20 protein-coding genes are annotated in these 17,904 nt (G+C 72.7%); 7 read left to right on the plus strand and 13 right to left on the minus strand.

What is annotated here, in order from left to right; all coding sequences use genetic code 11:
* Positions 1–42: 42 nt before the first annotated feature.
* Positions 43–1,407 (minus strand): dipeptidase, encoded by a 1,365-nt coding sequence (locus ACFYY2_RS29165; RefSeq protein WP_388748463.1) that lies wholly within the window; start codon positions 1,405–1,407, stop codon positions 43–45.
* Between the two features lie 193 nt (positions 1,408–1,600).
* Here ACFYY2_RS29165 and ACFYY2_RS29170 point away from each other — a divergent pair, with 193 nt between their 5' ends.
* Complete coding sequence (locus ACFYY2_RS29170) at positions 1,601–2,884, plus strand: geranylgeranyl reductase family protein (protein ID WP_388748465.1); 1,284 nt, start codon at positions 1,601–1,603, stop codon at positions 2,882–2,884.
* Here the strand turns inward: ACFYY2_RS29170 and ACFYY2_RS29175 are convergent.
* Complete coding sequence (locus ACFYY2_RS29175) at positions 2,868–3,323, minus strand: nitroreductase/quinone reductase family protein (RefSeq protein WP_388748467.1); 456 nt, start codon at positions 3,321–3,323, stop codon at positions 2,868–2,870. The genes ACFYY2_RS29170 and ACFYY2_RS29175 overlap by 17 nt on opposite strands.
* Positions 3,324–3,506: 183 nt before the next feature.
* Between ACFYY2_RS29175 and ACFYY2_RS29180 the strand changes: the two genes are divergently transcribed.
* The 3 genes from ACFYY2_RS29180 (at position 3,507) to ACFYY2_RS29190 (ending at position 6,563) form a co-directional block, all read left to right on the plus strand.
* Complete coding sequence (locus ACFYY2_RS29180; RefSeq protein ID WP_388748469.1) at positions 3,507–4,235, plus strand: TetR/AcrR family transcriptional regulator; 729 nt, start codon at positions 3,507–3,509, stop codon at positions 4,233–4,235.
* Between the two features lie 382 nt (positions 4,236–4,617).
* A complete protein-coding gene (locus ACFYY2_RS29185; protein WP_388748471.1) occupies positions 4,618–5,901 on the plus strand; it encodes a sensor histidine kinase in 1,284 nt (427 codons plus the stop codon).
* Complete coding sequence (locus tag ACFYY2_RS29190) at positions 5,898–6,563, plus strand: response regulator (RefSeq protein WP_388748473.1); 666 nt, start codon at positions 5,898–5,900, stop codon at positions 6,561–6,563. The genes ACFYY2_RS29185 and ACFYY2_RS29190 overlap by 4 nt, the downstream gene beginning before the upstream one ends.
* Here ACFYY2_RS29190 and ACFYY2_RS29195 read toward each other — a convergent pair.
* From ACFYY2_RS29195 to ACFYY2_RS29210, 4 genes are all read right to left on the minus strand, one after another.
* The gene (locus tag ACFYY2_RS29195) at positions 6,524–6,820 is read right to left on the minus strand and encodes a DUF6332 family protein (RefSeq protein ID WP_388748475.1); all 297 of its coding nucleotides are present in this window, start codon (positions 6,818–6,820) and stop codon (positions 6,524–6,526) included. The genes ACFYY2_RS29190 and ACFYY2_RS29195 overlap by 40 nt on opposite strands.
* Before the next feature lie 170 nt (positions 6,821–6,990).
* Entirely contained in the window at positions 6,991–7,431 is a 441-nt protein-coding gene (locus ACFYY2_RS29200; RefSeq protein WP_388748477.1) for a hypothetical protein, read from the minus strand.
* A 21-nt stretch (positions 7,432–7,452) separates the two neighbouring features.
* A complete protein-coding gene (locus ACFYY2_RS29205) occupies positions 7,453–7,821 on the minus strand; it encodes an SCO4225 family membrane protein (RefSeq protein ID WP_388748479.1) in 369 nt (122 codons plus the stop codon).
* A gap of 68 nt (positions 7,822–7,889) precedes the next feature.
* The gene (locus ACFYY2_RS29210) at positions 7,890–9,137 is read right to left on the minus strand and encodes an MFS transporter (protein ID WP_388748481.1); all 1,248 of its coding nucleotides are present in this window, start codon (positions 9,135–9,137) and stop codon (positions 7,890–7,892) included.
* A gap of 121 nt (positions 9,138–9,258) precedes the next feature.
* Between ACFYY2_RS29210 and ACFYY2_RS29215 the strand changes: the two genes are divergently transcribed.
* The gene (locus ACFYY2_RS29215; RefSeq protein WP_388748483.1) at positions 9,259–10,473 is read left to right on the plus strand and encodes an ROK family protein; all 1,215 of its coding nucleotides are present in this window, start codon (positions 9,259–9,261) and stop codon (positions 10,471–10,473) included.
* A gap of 187 nt (positions 10,474–10,660) precedes the next feature.
* On the opposite strand, the gene ACFYY2_RS29220 is transcribed toward ACFYY2_RS29215, so the two are convergent.
* Together ACFYY2_RS29220 and ACFYY2_RS29225 are read right to left on the minus strand one after the other, a co-directional pair.
* A complete protein-coding gene (locus ACFYY2_RS29220; RefSeq protein ID WP_388748485.1) occupies positions 10,661–11,245 on the minus strand; it encodes a DUF4865 family protein in 585 nt (194 codons plus the stop codon).
* 10 nt (positions 11,246–11,255) lie between these two features.
* Positions 11,256–11,834 carry a TetR/AcrR family transcriptional regulator gene (locus ACFYY2_RS29225; protein WP_388748487.1) on the minus strand — a complete coding sequence of 193 codons (579 nt, stop codon included), beginning with the start codon at positions 11,832–11,834 and terminating at the stop codon, positions 11,256–11,258.
* A 181-nt stretch (positions 11,835–12,015) separates the two neighbouring features.
* Here ACFYY2_RS29225 and ACFYY2_RS29230 point away from each other — a divergent pair, with 181 nt between their 5' ends.
* Positions 12,016–12,309, plus strand: coding sequence for an SHOCT domain-containing protein (locus ACFYY2_RS29230; protein ID WP_388748649.1), 294 nt, complete (start codon positions 12,016–12,018; stop codon positions 12,307–12,309).
* A gap of 115 nt (positions 12,310–12,424) precedes the next feature.
* On the opposite strand, the gene ACFYY2_RS29235 is transcribed toward ACFYY2_RS29230, so the two are convergent.
* The gene (locus ACFYY2_RS29235; RefSeq protein WP_388748489.1) at positions 12,425–12,949 is read right to left on the minus strand and encodes an ATP-binding protein; all 525 of its coding nucleotides are present in this window, start codon (positions 12,947–12,949) and stop codon (positions 12,425–12,427) included.
* Positions 12,950–13,261: 312 nt separating this feature from the next.
* Entirely contained in the window at positions 13,262–13,609 is a 348-nt protein-coding gene (locus tag ACFYY2_RS29240) for a hypothetical protein (RefSeq protein ID WP_388748491.1), read from the minus strand.
* A gap of 217 nt (positions 13,610–13,826) precedes the next feature.
* On the opposite strand from ACFYY2_RS29240, the gene ACFYY2_RS29245 reads away from it, so the two are divergent.
* The gene (locus ACFYY2_RS29245) at positions 13,827–14,960 is read left to right on the plus strand and encodes a PLP-dependent cysteine synthase family protein (protein WP_388748493.1); all 1,134 of its coding nucleotides are present in this window, start codon (positions 13,827–13,829) and stop codon (positions 14,958–14,960) included.
* A gap of 45 nt (positions 14,961–15,005) precedes the next feature.
* Here ACFYY2_RS29245 and ACFYY2_RS29250 read toward each other — a convergent pair whose 3' ends face one another.
* The 3 genes from ACFYY2_RS29250 to ACFYY2_RS29260 form a co-directional block, all read right to left on the minus strand.
* Positions 15,006–16,139 (minus strand): PP2C family protein-serine/threonine phosphatase, encoded by a 1,134-nt coding sequence (locus tag ACFYY2_RS29250; protein ID WP_388748495.1) that lies wholly within the window; start codon positions 16,137–16,139, stop codon positions 15,006–15,008.
* A gap of 112 nt (positions 16,140–16,251) precedes the next feature.
* Complete coding sequence (locus ACFYY2_RS29255) at positions 16,252–16,686, minus strand: SRPBCC family protein (protein WP_388748497.1); 435 nt, start codon at positions 16,684–16,686, stop codon at positions 16,252–16,254.
* Positions 16,687–16,784: 98 nt separating this feature from the next.
* On the minus strand, positions 16,785–17,618 hold the full coding sequence (locus tag ACFYY2_RS29260; protein WP_388748499.1) for a DeoR/GlpR family DNA-binding transcription regulator: 834 nt from the start codon (positions 17,616–17,618) through the stop codon (positions 16,785–16,787).
* Positions 17,619–17,904 lie beyond the last annotated feature (286 nt).

Consider the following 17,904-nt stretch of genomic DNA (forward strand, 5'->3'; position numbering starts at 1 on the left):
AGCGCGGCCCGGCCGGGGGTGTACCCGCGCACCGGCCGGGCGTCAGACCGCCTTGGACTCGGCGTACTTCCGCAGGAACAGGGCCTCGGCGACCGAGAGCCGTTCGAGTTCCTCGGGCGACACGCTCTCGTTCACCGCGTGGATCTGGGCCTCCGGCTCGCTCAGACCGATCAGGAGGATCTCCGCCTGCGGATACAGGGCGGCCAGGGTGTTGCAGAGCGGGATGGACCCGCCCATGCCGGAGACCTGCATCTCCTCACCCGGGTAGGCGAGCCGCATGGCCTCGGCCATCGACGTGTACGCGGGGCTGTCGGTGTCCGCACGGAACGGCTGCCCGTGACCGACCTGTTCGACGGTCACCCGCGCTCCCCAGGGAGCGTGCGACTCGAGGTGGGCGGTCAGCAGCTTCGTGGCCTCGACGGCGTCCTGGCCCGGCGGCACCCGCAGGCTGATCTGCGCCCGGGCGGAGGCCTGGAGCGACGGGGTGGCTCCGACGACCGGCGGGCAGTCGATGCCGACGACGGTGACCGCGGGCCTCGCCCAGATCCGGTCGGCGACCGTGCCCGTGCCGATCAGTTCCACACCGTCGATGACCTTGGCGTCCGCGCGGAACTCGTCCTCCGGATACTGCAGTCCGTCCCACCGCGCGTCCGCGGTGAGACCGTCCACCGTCGTCGTGCCGTCCTCGGCCCGCAGGGACGCCAGCAACTGGATCATCGCGGCCAGGGCGTCCGGGGCCGCGCCGCCGAACTGACCGGAGTGCAGGTTGCCCGCGAGGGTGTCCAACTGCACCCGGAGCATGGTCATACCGCGCAGCGTGGCGGTGACCGTGGGCAGGCCGACCCGGAAGTTGCCGGTGTCGCCGATGACGATCGTGTCGGCCGCCAGGAGCTCCGGGTGCGCCTCGGCGTACCGTTCGAGCCCGCCCGTGCCCTGCTCCTCCGAGCCCTCGGCGATCACCTTGACGGAGACCGGGACGCCGCCGTTCGCCCGCAGGGCGCGCAGGGCGAGCAGGTGCATGATGAATCCGCCCTTGCAGTCCGCGGCGCCCCGGCCGAACCAGCGGCCGTCGCGCTCGGTCAGCTCGAACGGCGGGGAGAGCCACGCCGCCTCGTCGAGCGGCGGCTGTACGTCGTAGTGGGCGTAGAGCAGCACCGTGGGCGCGCCGGCCGGGCCGGGCAGGTAGCCGTACACCGACTGGGTTCCGTCGGGGGTGTCGAGCAGTGCGACGTCCTGGAAACCGTCCCCCCGGAGCGTGTCGGCGACCCAGCCGGCCGCTGCCTCGCACTCGCTCCTGGGGAACTGAGCCGGGTCCGCCACCGACCGGAAGGCCACCAACTCGGTCAGCTCCGCCTTGGCACGGGGCATCAGCGAGGCAACGGTCTCGGAAATCGGACGGGCGGTCATGGGCACGCTCCTGGTGGGTGCGACGTTAGGACTATGGCGCGGTGTCGGCGCGACGGTGTGCGACGCCTAGGGTGCGACGTTGCGTGTACGACGAATTCATGGCTGATCCTCCCACAGAGGAGCTCGGCCGCGCCGCGCCGTAGGATGCCGTGAGCAGTTGGGTCACTGGTCGGATCGGGAGCAGAAGCACATCGTGAGCAGCGAGAACGCAGACGCCGGACGTGAGCCGGAAGAGTCGTCGTCGGTACCGCAGGAGTCCTCGGTGCCGCAGGAGTCTTCGGTATGGGACGTCGTCGTGGTCGGCGCGGGTCCGGCCGGAGCTTCCGCGGCGTACGCGGCAGCCGTCGCAGGGCGGCGGGTGCTGTTGCTGGAGAAGGCGGAGATCCCCAGATACAAGACGTGCGGCGGCGGGATCATCGGGTTCTCGCGGGATTCCCTGCCTCCGGGGTTCGAACTCCCGCTGAAGGACCGGATCCACGCGGTGACCTTCTCGCTCAACGGGAAGCTGTCCCGTACCCGCAGGTCCCGGCGCATGCTCTTCGGGCTCATCAACCGGCCGGAGTTCGACGCCGGTCTGGTGGAGGAGGCCCAGAAGGCGGGCGCCGAGCTGCGCACCGGCGCGACGGTGACGCGGGTGGAGCAGCACGGGCCCGCCGTGCCGGACCGGCGCACCGTTGCCGTGGTGCTGGCCGGCGGTGAGACGGTGCTCGCCCGTGCCGTCGTCGGCGCCGACGGCAGCGCGGGCCGCATAGGAGCCCATGTCGGAGTGAAGCTCGACCAGGTCGACCTCGGCCTCGAGGCGGAGATCCCGGTGCCCGAGACGGTCGCCGAGGACTGGGCCGGCCGGGTGCTCATCGACTGGGGGCCGATGCCCGGGAGTTACGGCTGGGTCTTCCCCAAGGGCGACACGCTGACCGTCGGCGTGATCTCGGCACGCGGCGACGGGGCGGGGACGAAGCGCTATCTGGAGGACTTCGTCGGCCGGCTGGGTCTGGCCGGTTTCGAGCCGACGGTCTCCTCCGGTCATCTGACCCGGTGCCGGAGCGACGACTCGCCCCTCTCGCGCGGCCGGGTGGTGGTCTGCGGCGACGCCGCCGGGCTGCTGGAACCCTGGACCAGGGAGGGAATCTCCTTCGCCCTGCGGTCCGGGCGGCTCGCCGGTGAATGGGCGGTGCGCATCGCGGAGGCGCACGACGCGGTGGACGCCCGACGGCAGGCGCTCAACTACGCGTTCGCCATCAAGGCCGGCCTCGGTGTGGAGATGAGTGTCGGACGCCGGATGCTCCGGCTGTTCGAGCGGCGTCCGGGTCTCCTGCACGCGGTGCTCACGAGCTTCCGCCCCGCCTGGAACGCCTTCGCCGGGATCACCCGCGGCACGACCTCGCTGGCGGAGCTGGTCCGTTCGCATCCGCTTGCCCAGCGCGCCCTGCACCTGATGGACCGACGGGGAGCGGACGAGGTCAGCTCGCGACCGTGATCCGGAAGACCGGGTGGTCCGGGCAGGCGGCCAGGAGTTCGGCGTCCGTCGACTTCGCCGTGACGCCCTGGAAGTACCGGTCGACCTCCCAGCCCCAGCGTCGCAGATAGGCGCGGACGATCCGCGCCTTCTGCTCGTCGTCCGCGATCTCGACGGCGGTGAACACGCGGACCTTCCGGCCCACCTTGAGCTCGCCGCCGCCGGCCACGCGCATGTTGCGCACCCACTGCGAGTGGCCGCGGGCGGAGACCAGGTACTGGACGCCCTCGTGGACGTGGGGGTTGACGGGGATGCGCTGCATCCGTCCGCTCGTGCGGCCGCGTACGGACATCTCGGCGGATCCGAGGAGGCTCACGCCGTGGCGGGCGAGCCAGCCGACGACGTTGTTCATTCGCTGGGCGAAGGCGTCGGCCTGAAGGTAGTACGGCTGCTGCGACATCGGTGGGCTCCTGGCTGGTCGGAGAGACGATCGAGGAAGCGGTGCTCCACTCGGAGAGCGCTGCTCTGCTCTTTCGAGAGCACTGCTCTCGCTTGAGATCAGTGTGCACCGGTTCGGCGCGCTGGAGCAAGAGCACTGCTCTCTTTATTGTCTGGTGCTCTGCTTTCGTGGCAGGCTGACTCCATGAGCGCCATCCGAGGAGCCAGAGAACGTGCCCGTATCGAAGTCACCGCGGCGATCAAGGACGAGGCGCGGAGACAGCTCGCCGCGGAGGGTGCCGCGAAGCTCTCCCTGCGCGCGGTCGCCCGCGAGCTCGGCATGGTCTCCTCCGCCCTCTACCGCTACTTCCCCAGCCGTGACGACCTGCTGACCGCACTGATCATCGATGCCTACGACGCGCTGGGTGAAACGGCGGAGGCCGCGTGGCAGGCGGCCCGTGACGCGTCGGCCGGCCACCCCGCCCGGTGGACCGCCGTCGCCTGTGCCGTGCGCGACTGGGCCCTCGCGCATCCGCACGAGTACGCGCTGATCTACGGCTCGCCCGTCCCCGGTTACATCGCGCCCCAGGCCACGGTCGGTCCCGCGTCCCGTGTCGGACTGGTCCTCATCGGGGTGGTGCGCGAGGCCCACGGCACCGACGGACTCGCGACGCCCCCGCTCGCCGCAGATCTGCGCCCCGAGGCCGAGCGCATGGCGTCCGATCTGGCCGCAGACCTCCCTCCCGCCGTGCTGACGGCCCTCGTCGCCTCATGGGCCCAGCTCTTCGGCCTGATCTCCTTCGAGCTGTTCGGCCAGTTCCAACGGGTGGTGGAGGATCGTGAGCCGTTCTTCCGGCGGGCCGCCGAGGAGCTCGGACACGCGGTCGGACTCCTGCGCGGAAGGGGCGCGGGGACCGGCGGCGCACGAGTCTGACGCGGCAGGGGTACGCGAGCGAGGGGCGCGGCCGGGCGGCTTCCGCCGGCGCCGCCGCACACGGCAGGCCGGCCTACCGGCAACCGGGTCCGCCGCCGCACGGGACCCGTGCCGCACCGGAAGGATGTGCCGCACGGGTCGCCGTGCCACACAGGCTCACGTGCCGCACGGATCGGCGGCGCGGCGTGGATGTTCCGTACCACCGCACATGCCGCGCCCGGACGTACCGCACGCGCCCGGACGTACCGCAGTCGCCGGACGTACCGCATGCACCGCACGTACCGCACGCGGCGTGCTCCCGGCCGCTACTCCGCGGGGAGTACGCGCGTCCACCACGTCCGGCCGACGCGCGCCGGGCGTCCGCGCGTCTAGCGTTGCGGGTATGCACGATCAACGAGCCCACCCGGGCTCCGTCCCTCACCCGGAGAGACCCCGGCGCGCGGCGGGCCAGGGTCCGCCGTGGCTCCGGAGCATGGGCGGCCGGGGGTCACGAGGTCGCCTGCCCTGGCTCTCGACCGCCGTGCTCGCCGTGATCGTGCTGCTGGGGACGAACGTCGCGGCCCACGGACAGGGCAGGGAGCAGCTCGGCGTCGTCGGCCGGCTGCTGCTGGTCGCCGCGGTGGCCGTCCTGCTCGTACGCCACCGCCACCCCGTGCTCGCCGTCAGCGGCACGTGTGCCGTGACGCTCGCCTACCTCTGCCTGGGCTATCCGTACGGCCCGGTCTTCGTCGCGGTCGCCGTCGGATGCTTCAGCGCCATCGTCTCGGGGCACCGCAGGGCGGCCTGGTGGTCGCTCGGCCTCTTGTGGGCCGGCCATCTGCTCGCGGCCCACTGGCTCTACCGGTGGCTGCCGCCGGACGGCGACGGCCCGGCGCCGTGGGCCCAGGAGGCCTTCGTCTCCGCGTGGGTCGTGGCGATCATCGCGGCGGCGGAACTGCTGAGGGTACGCCGCGAGCAGTGGGCGGCCGCCCGGGCGGAGCGCGAGGCCGCGGAGCAGAGGCGGGCCGACGAGGAACGGCTGCGCATGGCCCGCGAACTCCATGACGTCCTCGCCCACAGTATCTCCGTCATCAACGTCCAGGCGGGAGTGGGCCTTGCCCTGCTCGACTCCGATCCCGAACAGGCCCGCACCGCACTCACCACGATCAAATCGGCCAGCAAGGAGGCGCTCGGCGAAGTACGCCAGGTGCTGCAGAGCCTGCGTACCCCCGGCGAGGCACCCCTTGCCCCCGCCCCCGGGCTCGGCCGCCTGCCCGAGCTGGTCGAGCAGGCGGCCGCGGCCGGTCTCGCCGTGACCGTCCGGACGACAGGCGCGCGGGAACAGGTCCCGCCTGGGGCCGACCTCGCGGCCTTCCGCATCGTGCAGGAGGCCCTGACCAACGTGGTGCGGCACTCCGGTTCGCGCACCGCGGACGTCAGGGTGGTGCGCGGGGGAGCACGTCTCCGCCTCCTGGTGGACGACGAGGGGCCCGCGACCGCGGGTGATGCCGGCGGCAGCGGCAACGGGCTCGCCGGGATGCGGGAGCGGGCGGCTGCCCTCGGGGGGACCCTCGACGCGGGACCGCGTGCGGGCGGCGGCTTCCGGGTCGCGGCGGAGATCCCGCTGTCCCCCGGCCGGGAAGCCGCCGCCCCTCCGGCCGGCGCCGCCAGGGAGGGTACGACGTGATCCGTGTGCTGCTCGCCGACGATCAGTCGCTGGTCCGCGCCGGGTTCCGGGCGCTGCTGGACGCCCAGCCGGACATCGAGGTGGCCGGTGAGGCCGCCGACGGTGTGGAGGCCGTGCGGCTGGTGCGCGAACTGCGGCCGGACGTCGTGCTCATGGACATCCGGATGCCGAACGCGGACGGCTTGGCCGCCACCCGGACGATCACCGGGGACGGGACGCTGCGCGGCGTGAGGGTGGTGATGCTGACCACCTTCGAGCTGGACGAGTACGTGTTCGAGGCCATCCGCTCGGGCGCCTCCGGCTTCCTGGTCAAGGACACCGAGCCGGAGGAGTTGCTGAGAGCCGTGCGTGCCGTGGTGGGCGGGGACGCGCTCCTGTCGCCGGGAGTCACCCGCCGCCTGATCGCCGAGTTCGCCGCCCGTTCCAAGCGGCCCGCGTCGGCCACGGTCCTCGACGAACTGACCGATCGTGAACGGGAGGTCATGGCTCTGGTCGGCATCGGGCTCTCCAATGCGGAGATCGCACGCCGGCTCGTCGTCAGCCCACTCACCGCCAAGACGCACGTCAGCCGGGCCATGGTCAAGCTGGGCGTGCGGGACCGCGCCCAACTGGTCGTGCTCGCCTACGAGTCGGGACTCGTGCGTCCCGGCTGGCTCGACTGAACCGGCTGCTCGCCCCGGGGTCCCCGCCTCTGCTGGAACCGCCGGAGCACGTGCACCACGCGTACGACGAACGCCAGCGCGCCCAGTGCCGCTCCGCCGCCGAACAGCAGACGCTCGACCGTGTCCGGCAGTTCGAGGAGCAGAGCGGGAAGCGACACCCCGATGAAGGTGGCGACCGCCACGAAGGCTCCGCTCGCCAGTGCGTAGCCGGTCTCGATGGTCGCGGCGTCCCGATCTGCCTGAGTGCGACGTTGCATGACCGGAGTGTCACAGGCGCGGTGGCCTACGGCAAGGAGTCCTGCCGCTGCCGCCCGTCCGTCGTCGCGCGTCCGCCTCGTCCGGCCACCCGTACGCGTGCGGTGGCTTCCGGCCCGGCGGTATGGCCGCCGGGTCGTCGGACCCTCGCCGCAGGGCCGGTGCCCGGCCACTACCGGATCACCGCGGAGTTCTCCGCCCGGAGCGGGGCGACGCCCACGTCCCCGGTGGCCTCGACCGGCGACAGGGGCGCGCGGTACCGCAGGGCCGGGTACAGCGCCCCGGCCGTCCCGCTCAGGGTGCAGTCGGCCGGTTCCGCGGCGTCGCCGCCATGCTGCGTGCGGGGCGGGTCGGCGGAGAGCCGCACGGTCCAGGCCGTCTCCGTGTTCCCGGCGTTCCCGGCGTTCGCGGCGTTCCCGGTGTTCACGAGCAGTGTGCGCGGACTGCCGGAGCGGACCCGGCTGTTGGCGCGCGCGTGGAAACCGGCCGGTAGTTCGCCGATGCCGTCGACGGCGAGCGACGGGGCCACGGGCGTCGGCCCGGCCTGCCCGGCGGCCACGGCGAGCGCATGGCCGTCCGCCGAAAGGCACGCCGGCCGGTCCGATATCTCCACGGTGGTGACTGTGCCAGAGCGTCAGGCGCCCTGCGGGTGTGCCGGGTGCCCTCCGCCGGCCCGGCGCACCAGGCGCGAGAACCAGCCCAGCGCGCAGGCCTGGACGAGCACGGACACGACCAGGGCGAGATAGACGAACCAGGCGGGGCCCGCTGTGCCGGCCCCTGCCATCGAGCTGCCGAGGAAGAAGGCGAAGACGGTCGGTGCGGCGAGGAGGAAGAGCCAGACGCCGGCGAACGAGGCGTCCTCGTGTGTCACGAACAGTGTGTCGACGGCGACGAACACCGTGACCGCGAGGACGAGACCCAGGTAGATCCGCGAGGCCGTGTTGCCGAAGGTCAGCCGCGCCAGTGTGCCGAGCCGCTGCTTGTCGATCATTCGGTGACTCATGTTCCGCTCCCCGTCGGTAGGTGGTTCCTCCATCGTCGGCCGGGGCGGGGGCGGATGCCTGAGTACGACTACTCAAATCGTTCAGGCGTTCCCGCGTTGCGGGCGGCGAATCCCAGAACCGCCGCGGTGGCGGCAAGGAGCGCCACCGTCGTGAGGGCGGCCGGCAGGGAGACCCAGTCGGCGAGGAATCCGATCACCGGCGGACCCAGGAGCATCCCGCCGTAGCCGAGGGTCGAGGCGGCGGCCACTCCGCCCGGGCCGGCGAGCGCCCCCGCCCGGCCGACCGCCACCGGGAAGATGTTCGCCAGGCCCAGACCCGCCACGGCGAAACCGAGGAGGGTGAGCCACACGGTCGGGGCGAGTGCGCCGAACATCATCCCGGCTGCGGCCGTCAGCCCTCCCGCCACGAGCGTCCGCGTCTGCCCGAACCGTTCGAGCAGCGTGGTGCCGGTGAGCCGGCCGATGGCCATCGTGAGCGCGAACACCGAGTAACCGGCCGCGGCGAGGCCGGGACCCGCCCGCAGGTCCTGACTGAGGTGCAGTGCGCCCCACTCGGCCAGCGCGCCCTCGCCGTACGCCGTGCAGAGGGCGATGACACCGAACAGGACCACGACCCGGCGGGTGTGCGGGCCCATCCTGTGCGGCTGTTCGTCCGGTTCGCCCGCCCCGCGGTCCCGCTCTTCCGTCGGCGCCGCGGCCGTCGTCCGGCCGCCGAGGAGCACCGGACCGGTGATCGCGGTGACGAGGAGCCCCACACCGGTGAGGGCCAGGAGGTGGCTCCCGGGTGACAGCCGGGAGGCGACCAGGCCGCCGAGCCCCGCGCCCGCCATGCCTCCGAAGCTGTACGCGGCGTGGAAGCTCGGCATGACCGGGCGGCGCATGGCGCGGACCAGGTCGACCGCCACGCTGTTCATCGCCACGTTCATGCCGCCGTACGCCGCCCCGAAGACCAGCAGGACGAGGCCGAGCGTGAGGGCCGAACCCGTCCGCGCGGGCAGGGCGATGCTCAGCGACAGCAGTAGGCCGCAGGCCACGGTGACGGCGTGGCCGCCGTAGCGCCGGCAGAGGACGCCCGTGAGCATCATGGTGATCACCGCGCCCGCGGAGACGCCGAGCAGGGCCAGTCCGAGCGTGGACGCCGTCGCCCCGGTCCGGTGCTTGACGGCGGGGATCCGGACCACCCATCCCGCGAACAGGAAGCCGTCGAGGGCGAAGAACACGGTCAGCGCGGTACGGAGGCGGGTGAAGGAAGGTGTGGCGGTGTTTCCGCCGGATCCCCCCGGCAGAGCCGTCCGCATTTTGTTTCGTTGCGGCACAAAATGAGCATAGAGGCCCGCCCGAGGCGCGTGCAAGACAGCCGTCACGGTGATCTGCCGGTGAACGCCGAGGGATGCCGCAGCGTCGGCGGCGGCTCGGGATCATGGGAGACTCGCCCCCATGAACGGCAAGTCGACCACCACGCGGACGAAGTTGGAGAGGGGCCGCAGCGCGCTCGGGCCCGCCCTGGAGCTGGTCCACACCGGGCGCGCCCCCACGCGTGCCGTGCTGACCTCGGAACTCGGCGTCACCCGTGCCACCGCCGGCGCGGTGGCCGCCGAGCTGGAGGCGCTCGGGCTCATCAAGGTCGACTCCAGCCCGGGCTCCGCGGCCGGATCGCAGGGGCGGCCCTCCCACCGGCTCTCCGTGCTGGACAGCGGCCCGGTTGCGCTCGCCGCCCAGGTGCACTCCGACGGTTTCCGGGCCGCGCTCGTGGGGCTCGGAGGCAGGATCGTGGCCACCGCCCCGGGCTGCGTCGCCGTCATGGCCGACCCCGCCCAGGTGCTCGGCGAGGTCGTCGAGGCCGGGGCCCGGCTGCTGCGCGAGAGCGGGCTGCGCTGCGTCGGAGCGGGGCTCGCCGTGCCCTCCGCGGTGGCCGAACCCGAGGGTACGGCGCTGAACCCGCTGCACCTCGCCTGGCCCGCGGGCGCTCCCGTCCGGGACATCTTCGCCGCGTGCGTGCGCGAGGCCGGCATCACCGAACCCGCCTTCACGGGGAACGACGTCAACCTCGCCGCCCTCGCCGAGCACCGGCACGGTGCGGGACTCGGGGCGCAGCACCTGCTGTGCGTTGCCACCGGCCACCGCGGTGTGGGCGGCGCGCTCGTCCTGGACGGCCGCCTGCACACCGGGAGTTCGGGGCTCGCCCTGGAGGTCGGGCACCTCACGGTGAACCCCGAGGGGCGCCCCTGCCACTGCGGCGGACGCGGCTGCCTCGACGTCGAGACGGACCCGCTGGCCTTCCTCACCGCCGCCCGCCGGGAACCGGGCCCCGAGGAGTCCCTGCTCAAGCAGTCCGGGGACCTCCTGCGCGCGGAGTACGACGACCCGGACGTGCGGGCTGCCTCCGAGGAGCTGATCGACCGCCTCGGCCTCGGACTCGCCGGCCTGGTCAACATCCTCAACCCCGACCGGATCATCCTGGGCGGGCTGCACCGCGACCTTCTGGAGGCCGACCCGGAGAGGCTGCGGGCCGTCGTCGCCGACCGCAGCCTCTGGGGCCGCAGCGGCAGTGTGCCGATCCTCGCGTGCACGCTCGACCACAACAGCCTGGTGGGCGCCGCCGAACTGGCCTGGCAGCCCGTGCTCGACGACCCGCTCGCCGCGCTGGCCTGACCGCCCGGCGCGGGTGCCCGGCGCGGTGGTGAGCCCGCACGACCCGCCCGCCGTGCTCGTCGATGCCGTACTCCTCCGACAAGGAGCGGCTTGGTGTGGTCCGGTCGCGACGGCGATCCTGGTGCCGGCCTCCCGGGACAGGGTCACCAGGTCCTCGGGCGGCCTCCCCCTCCCGTACGGACCCGGCTCACCATTGCCTGCCGCGGGCGAGCCGGTCGCGGTCGGGCGCCGACAGGTGCAGCACCTCGCAGCGGTCGCCGGGGAGCGGTCCGGGCGGCTCGTGCTCCCAGAGGGAGAAGTGCAGCAGCTCCCAGTGGCGCGGGTCGACGGCGACCGCGGTGGCGACGGCCCCCGGCCGTGCGGCCGTCCGCGCGCCCTCCTCGATCGCGGCCTGGACGGCCCGCGCCGGCGCGACCGTGCCGGGGACCGTCTCACGGTGGCGGACGGCGGTGCGGGGGAGCGCCGTCGGCGCGGAGCCCTCCTGGTAGGAGAGCCCCGTCCAGTGCTGCACCGAGGGACGGCCGAAGTCGTCGACGACGCCCTGGAATCCGGGACCCCAGAGGAACGCGTTCATGCCCTCCGGCGCCGACCACAGATACAGCGGAGCGTACTGGTTGACCGCGGAGTTCCGGCCGCGCTCGCGCATCAGGTAGGCCTTGAGGCCCAGCCCGGGGAAGTCGTCCAGGAGATGCCCCCTCGTCGCGACGCGTTCGCGGATGATCCCCATGTCGTAGTCGGCGGGCAGTGTGACCTCGTACTGCATGACGTGCACGGTGTGCTCCTCAGGCCGGGGGCGGGGTGAGCAGGGAGAGCAGACCCCGGACCGCGGCGTCGAAGGCGCCCGCCGAGCCCGAGGCCCGGGCCAGGACGTAGCCGCCCTGGACCGTGGCCACGATGGAGGCGGCGATGTCCTCGGGTGCGAGGCCCGCGGCGAACTCCCCGCTGTCCAGCCCCTCCTGGACGATCTCCGCCAGTCGCCCCCGCAGCCAGGCGATCGTCTCGTCCACAGGGGCGCGGAGTTCGTCGCTCGCCACCACGTCGGGATCCATCGTCAGCCGTCCCACCGGGCAGCCGCGCAACACCTCACGCTCGCGCAGGAGATAGGCCGAGATCCGCTCGCGGGCCGAACCGGGGCCGTCGAGGATGCGTCCGGCGCTCTCCCGCATCCGGGCCGAGGTGCGCAGCACGGCCGCCAGCGCCAGGTCGGGCTTGCCCGCGAAGTGGTGGTACATGCTGCCCTGACCGGCGCCCGCCCGCTGCTGGATCGCCTTGGGGCTCGTGCCGACGTAGCCCCGCTCCCACAAGAGTTCCTGGGTGGCCTCGATCAACCGGTCCGGAGTGCTCATGCGGCCACTGTACATACCAGTAGGTACAGAAGTGCGGACTTCGGTGGACCCGCGAGGAGCAGGCAGGGGCCGGCCGTCTGCTCCCGGAGGCGTACGCGCACTGCCGCCGCCCGTACGACGCCCCCGCGGCCGTCCGGCGACAGGCTCGTACGTGACGGGAAAACCCGACGATGTCGTCACCGAGGAGCTGACCGAGATGAACACCCTTGCGTACTCAGGAGGCCCCGGGCCCTGGATCCTCCTCTTCCCCGTCGTCTGGGCGGCCGTCGTCGTCGGCGTCGTCACGGTGCTGCGCCGCACCGTGTGGCGGGGTCGTCGCGGCCCATGGCGGACGCCTGCCGGACATCGGGCGACGCTCGGTGAGCGCGCGCCGGTCGCCCTCCTGGGGCGGCGCTTCGCCGCCGGTGAGATCGACGAGGAGGAGTACTGGCGCAGGCTCTCCGTGCTCGACGAGCCCTACGGCCGTTACGAGAGGGACGGCGCGGGGTGACCGGCTGGAGGGTGGGGGCGACGCGGGGGAGCGCGCCGGTCCGGGGACCGGCGCGCTCCCGTGCGCTCGTGGCGATGCGCTCCGTCGGGTGCCTGTGGAGCGTGCCGCGGGCTCGTCAGCCGACGACGGTCGACCGGGCCCGTTTTCGTGCCGTCGTCGGCTCCAGAAGGCCTGCGAGGTCCGAGGCGAAGGGGCCGTCGGTCGTCGACCCGTACACCGGGAGACTGGGCAGGGCGCTGGTGAAGGACGGGGCGGGCAGGGTGAACCAGATGACCTTCCCCGCCTCGGCGCTCGGGCGTATGCCCCAGCTCTCGCTGACCGCGGCGATCATCGCCAGCCCGCGCCCGGAGGTGGCGGACGAATCGGCGTCGCACACGGTCGGCAGCCGGGGGTCGTGGTCGTGGACGGAGACCGTCAGCCGGTCGAGCAGCAGCTCGATCTCGACGGTGCACGATTTGTCCGGCTGTGCATGCCGGTGGACGTTGGTCAGCAGTTCGGTGACACCCAGCGCGGCATGGTCGATCAGAGGATCGAGATGCCAGTAGCGCAGTTGCGCCGAAATGATTCTGCGGACCTGACCGATCCGCGACGGCAGGGCCTGGAGCTCCACCGCGCAGTGCCTGCTTGGCTCGCTGATCACGGCTGCGACTCCCCGAAATAGGTCCGGAAGAAGACGAAGAAGCGGATCCAGCAGATGGCTGACTGCTGTGTCTGGTCGTGCGTGGTCCGCCCTGAGCGGCTCCCGGCGGTGCGGCTTTGGCTGTCACCGCCGGTGCACCATCAGTGACGTGTGACCAGCGTGACTCAGGGGATTGGGCTCCGCAACTCGCGGTGCCCGCGGTGTGCCGCAGCGTCCGCTGCGGCCGGGCAACTCGCGGTCGCGGTACGGCACCGGGGCCGCACGCCGCACCGGCGCCGGCCCGCGGTGTTCACGCCGGGACGGCTCCCGGAGTCAGGACCGCCGTCCCGCGGCACTCCGCAGCGCCTCCAGGAACCTGCGGACCGGAAGGGCCCCGCCGGGCCTGCGGTTGCGCTGCCCCATCGTCAGCCGGTAGCGGACCCCGTTGAGCCGCGCGATCGCGGAGTCGGCCGACAGGAACCAGGCCTTCCCGGCGCTCACCGCCGAGAGCGGCGCACTGTCGATCTCCCGTCCGTTACTCGTGAGCAGCGCCAGCCGCCCGTCCTTGACGATCACTTGCCCCGCCCGGGTGAGCGACCGCGCCCACCGCTGGATCCTGACGTCGTTCGCGACGAACTCGGCTGTGCCGAACTCCGCCGCGCTGAATTCCGTTTCGGCCATGACGACTTCGCCCCCCTTGTACCGGCTTCTGTAAGTCTGCCCGGCCGGGCGCGTGCGCACCAGACCGCGACGAGGCCGTTCCGAGGACCGGACGGCGGCACTCCGGGGCGCGTGGGCCAAGGGAGGGCTATGGGCTGTCAAAGTAAACGTTTGTGCAGGTGGGGGGCATATCGTGGGAGCCCCGGAGCACCTCAGGTACTCGAAGGAGACCCCGCTGATGGACACCAGTGAGCCGAGAACGGACGGTGGCGTCATGGCGACCGTGGACACCGACCGCAGTGACCCCGACTACCGGGCCTGGCTCAAGGAAGCCGTACGCAAGGTCCAGGCCGACGCCAACCGTTCGGCGGACACCCACCTCCTGCGCTTCCCGTTGCCCGAGCACTGGAACATCGACCTCTACCTGAAGGACGAGTCGACGCACCCCACCGGCAGCCTCAAGCACCGGCTGGCCAGGTCGCTGTTCCTCTACGGACTCTGCAACGGCTGGATCCGCAGGGGGAAGCCGGTCATCGAGGCGTCCAGCGGCTCGACCGCCGTCTCGGAGGCGTACTTCGCCAAGCTGATCGGCGTGCCCTTCGTCGCGGTGATGCCGCGCACCACCAGCCCGGAGAAGTGCCGCCTCATCGAATTCCACGGCGGGCAGTGCCACTTCGTCGACGACGCCCGCCGGCTGTACGAGGAGTCGGCGGCCCTCGCCGCCGAGACCGGCGGGCACTACATGGACCAGTTCACCTACGCCGAGCGCGCCACCGACTGGCGGGGCAACAACAACATCGCCGAGTCCATCTACCAGCAGCTGCGGATGGAACGCTATCCGGAGCCCGCCTGGATCGTCGCCACCGCCGGGACCGGCGGCACGTCCGCGACCATCGGGCGCTACGTCCGTTACATGCAGCACGACACACGTATCTGCGTGCCCGATCCGGAGAACTCCTGTTTCTTCGACGGCTGGACCCGGCACGACCAGGCGGCGACGAGCGACCGGGGTTCGCGCATCGAGGGCATCGGCCGTCCCCGGATGGAACCGAGCTTCGTGCCCGGTGCCATCGACCGCATGATGAAGGTGCCCGACGCGGCGAGCGTCGCCGCCGTCCGGGTGCTGGAGCGCGCCATCGGACGCAAGGCCGGGGGCTCCACGGGAACCGGGTTGTGGAGCGCGTTCAGGCTGGTGGCCGAGATGGTCGAACGGGGTACCACCGGAAGCGTCGTCACCCTGTTCTGCGACCCGGGCGACCGCTACCTCGACAAGTACTACTCCGATGCGTGGCTCGACGACCAGGACATGGACATCCGCCCGTACACGGCGACGATCGAGCACTTCCTGGCCACCGGCAGCTGGCCCGCCTGATCCGGCGTGCGGGCCCCCCGCGCCAAGCCCGTCGCGGGGTTGCGGTCAGCCGGGGCCGGGGAGCCGCTGGACGGCGACGACGGCCGCGTCGTCGCCCAGGTGGCCGCCCGCATACCGCAGCAGATCCGCGTGGACCCGCTCCAGCAGGTGCCCGGGGCCGAGGCCGGTCCACGAGGCGGCGCGCTCGGCGAGCGGGTAGAAACGCCCCGAGGAGTCCCGCGCCTCGGTGACCCCGTCGGTGTACAGCAGGAGCGTGTCGCCGGGGCGGAACGCGAACACGTCCTCCGTGGGGCGGGCTCCCGCCAGGGGCCCGACTCCGAGCGGCGGCCCCGGCTCCGTCGCGTGCAGCGCACGCACCCGGCCCTGCCGCAGCAGCAGGGGCGGCGGGTGCCCGCAGCTGACGAGCCGCAGCCGGTGGTCCTCGTCGGATACGTCGAGCACCGCCGCCGTGACGAAGGACTCGGCGATGTCGTGCTTCTCGGACCCGTCGTCGCTCTCGTTCAGCGAGTCGATCCGGTGGGCCGCGACACCGGTCTCCAGGCGGGCGACGAGGTCGGCCAGGTGGTCCTCCTGGCGGGCCAGCGCCCGGAAGGCACCCAGCACCCCCGCGGCTCCGCTGATCGCGTCGAGGCCCTTGCCGCGGACGTCGCCGATGATCAGACGCGTCCCCCGCTCCGTCCGCGCGGCGGCGTAGAGATCGCCCCCGAGCTCGGCCCCCTCCTCGGCCGCCAGATAGAGGGAGGCGAGGCGCAACGGGCCGCTGTGCGAGGGAAGAGGCCGCAGCACACTGCGCTGAGCCGCCTCGGCCACGGTCCGCAGCCGCACCGTCTCCGCGGCGTCGCGGACCCGGAGATGCGCGAAGAAGGTGACGATCGCCGAGATCAGGAACAGGGCGACGATCTGGTACATGTGATTCAGGTCGGTGATGCTGGTGCGGCTGACGGCCACGACCGCCTGGGCCAGCACCGCGACCGCGCCGACGAAGGCCGTGAGCCGCGGGCCGGCGAACGACGCTGTGAGGGCCGGTGCCGCCACCAGGAACGGCCCGAGATGCACCTCCGGCGGAGCGTTGACGTCGACCACGGTCACCACGGCGATCAGGACGAACGGCATCGCGACGAGCGCCATGCCCGGCCGTTCGCCGTCCCGCAGGCCGTCGATCCACTGCCGCAAGTCCATGAGTCCGGGATACCTCACCGGCCGGTGCGCCGCCCCTTGTGGACGGGCGCCGAGGGGGCGCCGCACCCGCCTTCCCGCTCCCGCCGGCCCGGCAGGGGCGCCGGGTGAGCGGTCAGTCGTCGAGCAGCATGCGCAGGGCCCGCCCGAAGACCCGGCGGCCCGCTCCGGCCAGGACCGGGTCCGCCCAACGGGGCAGCAGCCGCACACGCAGTTCCTCGACCCAGATCACATGGGAGCCCGAGCCCGTCGGATAGACGTCGATCGAGGCCTGGCCGCGTACCAGGGAACCCCGCTTCTCCAGCCGGCACAGGCCCGCGCGCCCGGACGCCGGAGGGGTCCACCGGACCACTTCCATCGGATCGTCGAAACCCAGCGGCCCCAGTCCGGTGCGGGCGACGAAGACCGTACCGGCCCGTGTGTGCGGCCCCGTCGGGACGGTCACCGAGGTGAGCGGAACCGTGTCGCCGTGCCGCTCCCAGTCCGTCACCCGCCGCCACGCCTCGGCGGCGGAGAGGGGCGAGGAACGCTCGATGCGGAATACGGCCACGTCCCGATCCTAAGGGCTGTGCCGTCATCCCCGGTGGATCCAGGACGTCCGGCGCCCGGGAGGCGGCGAGCGGAGGATCCCGGCCCGTCGCGGCGGGACTACTCCCCGTCCGCCGGCTCGCCCGCCACCACGAGTCCCGGAAGGTGCTCCTCGATCTCCCGGCGGAGACCGTCCGGCAGGCCCGCGTCCGTGACGAACGCGTCCACCTCGTCGAGCGCCGCGAAGGAACTCAGCCCCACCGTCCCCCACTTGGTGTGGTCGGCCACGACCACGACCCGCCGGGCGGCGCGCACGAAACGCCGGTTCGTCTCGGCCTCGGCGAGGTTCGGCGTCGAGAGACCCGCCTCGACGGAGATCCCGTGCACGCCGAGGAACAGGACGTCGAAGTGCAGCGAGCCGATCGCCCGGTCGGCGACCGGCCCGACCAGCGAGTCCGAGGGCGTACGCACCCCGCCGGTCAGCACCACCGTGGCCGCACCGGCCCGCGCACCCCCCGCCGCGGTCGGCCGCTGCGCGCTGTGGAACACGTCGGCGACCCGGACCGAGTTCGTCACGACGGTCAGGCCCGGCACGTCCACGAGACGAGCGGCCAGCGCGAACGTGGTCGTACCGCCGGAGAGCGCGATCGCGCTGCCCGGCACGGCCATGGCCGCGGCCGCGCGGGCGATGTCCTCCTTGGCGCTGAGCTCCAGCGTCGACTTCGCCTCGAAACCCGGTTCGTGCGTGCTCGCCTCGACGACCGGCACGGCACCGCCGTGCACCTTCTCGATGACCCCCTGACGCGCCAGCGCGTCCAGGTCCCGGCGGATGGTCATGTCGGAGACACTCAGCTTGCGCGTCAGCTCGTTGACCCGGACCCCGCCGCGCTTGCGCACGTCGTCGAGGATGAGCGCACGCCGCTGCTCCGCGAGCAGGTTCTGATTCTCGCTCAACGCCGGGCCCGGTCCTTCCCTCTGTCCGCACGGTCCGGCAGCGGCCTGCGGGACGCACTCATCCTGCCACGCAGACGTGCGGGGCGGGGCACTGGGGAGATTCGGTGAGACCGGTGCGGCGGGCCCCGCGCATCCGGGATGGTGGTGACTGCGCATCAGGGCACAGCCGCCCTTTCCCTTCCCGCCGCCACGAGGCGTCCGGAGCCAGAGAGCGAGTCATCGAAATTGCCCCCTGTCCCCCAGACCGCCCCGAGCGGGGCCGCCGCACTGGAACTGCTCGTCCACG

The organism is Streptomyces sp. NPDC001822 (genome assembly GCF_042892135.1).
Classification (GTDB): Bacteria; Actinomycetota; Actinomycetes; order Streptomycetales; family Streptomycetaceae; genus Streptomyces.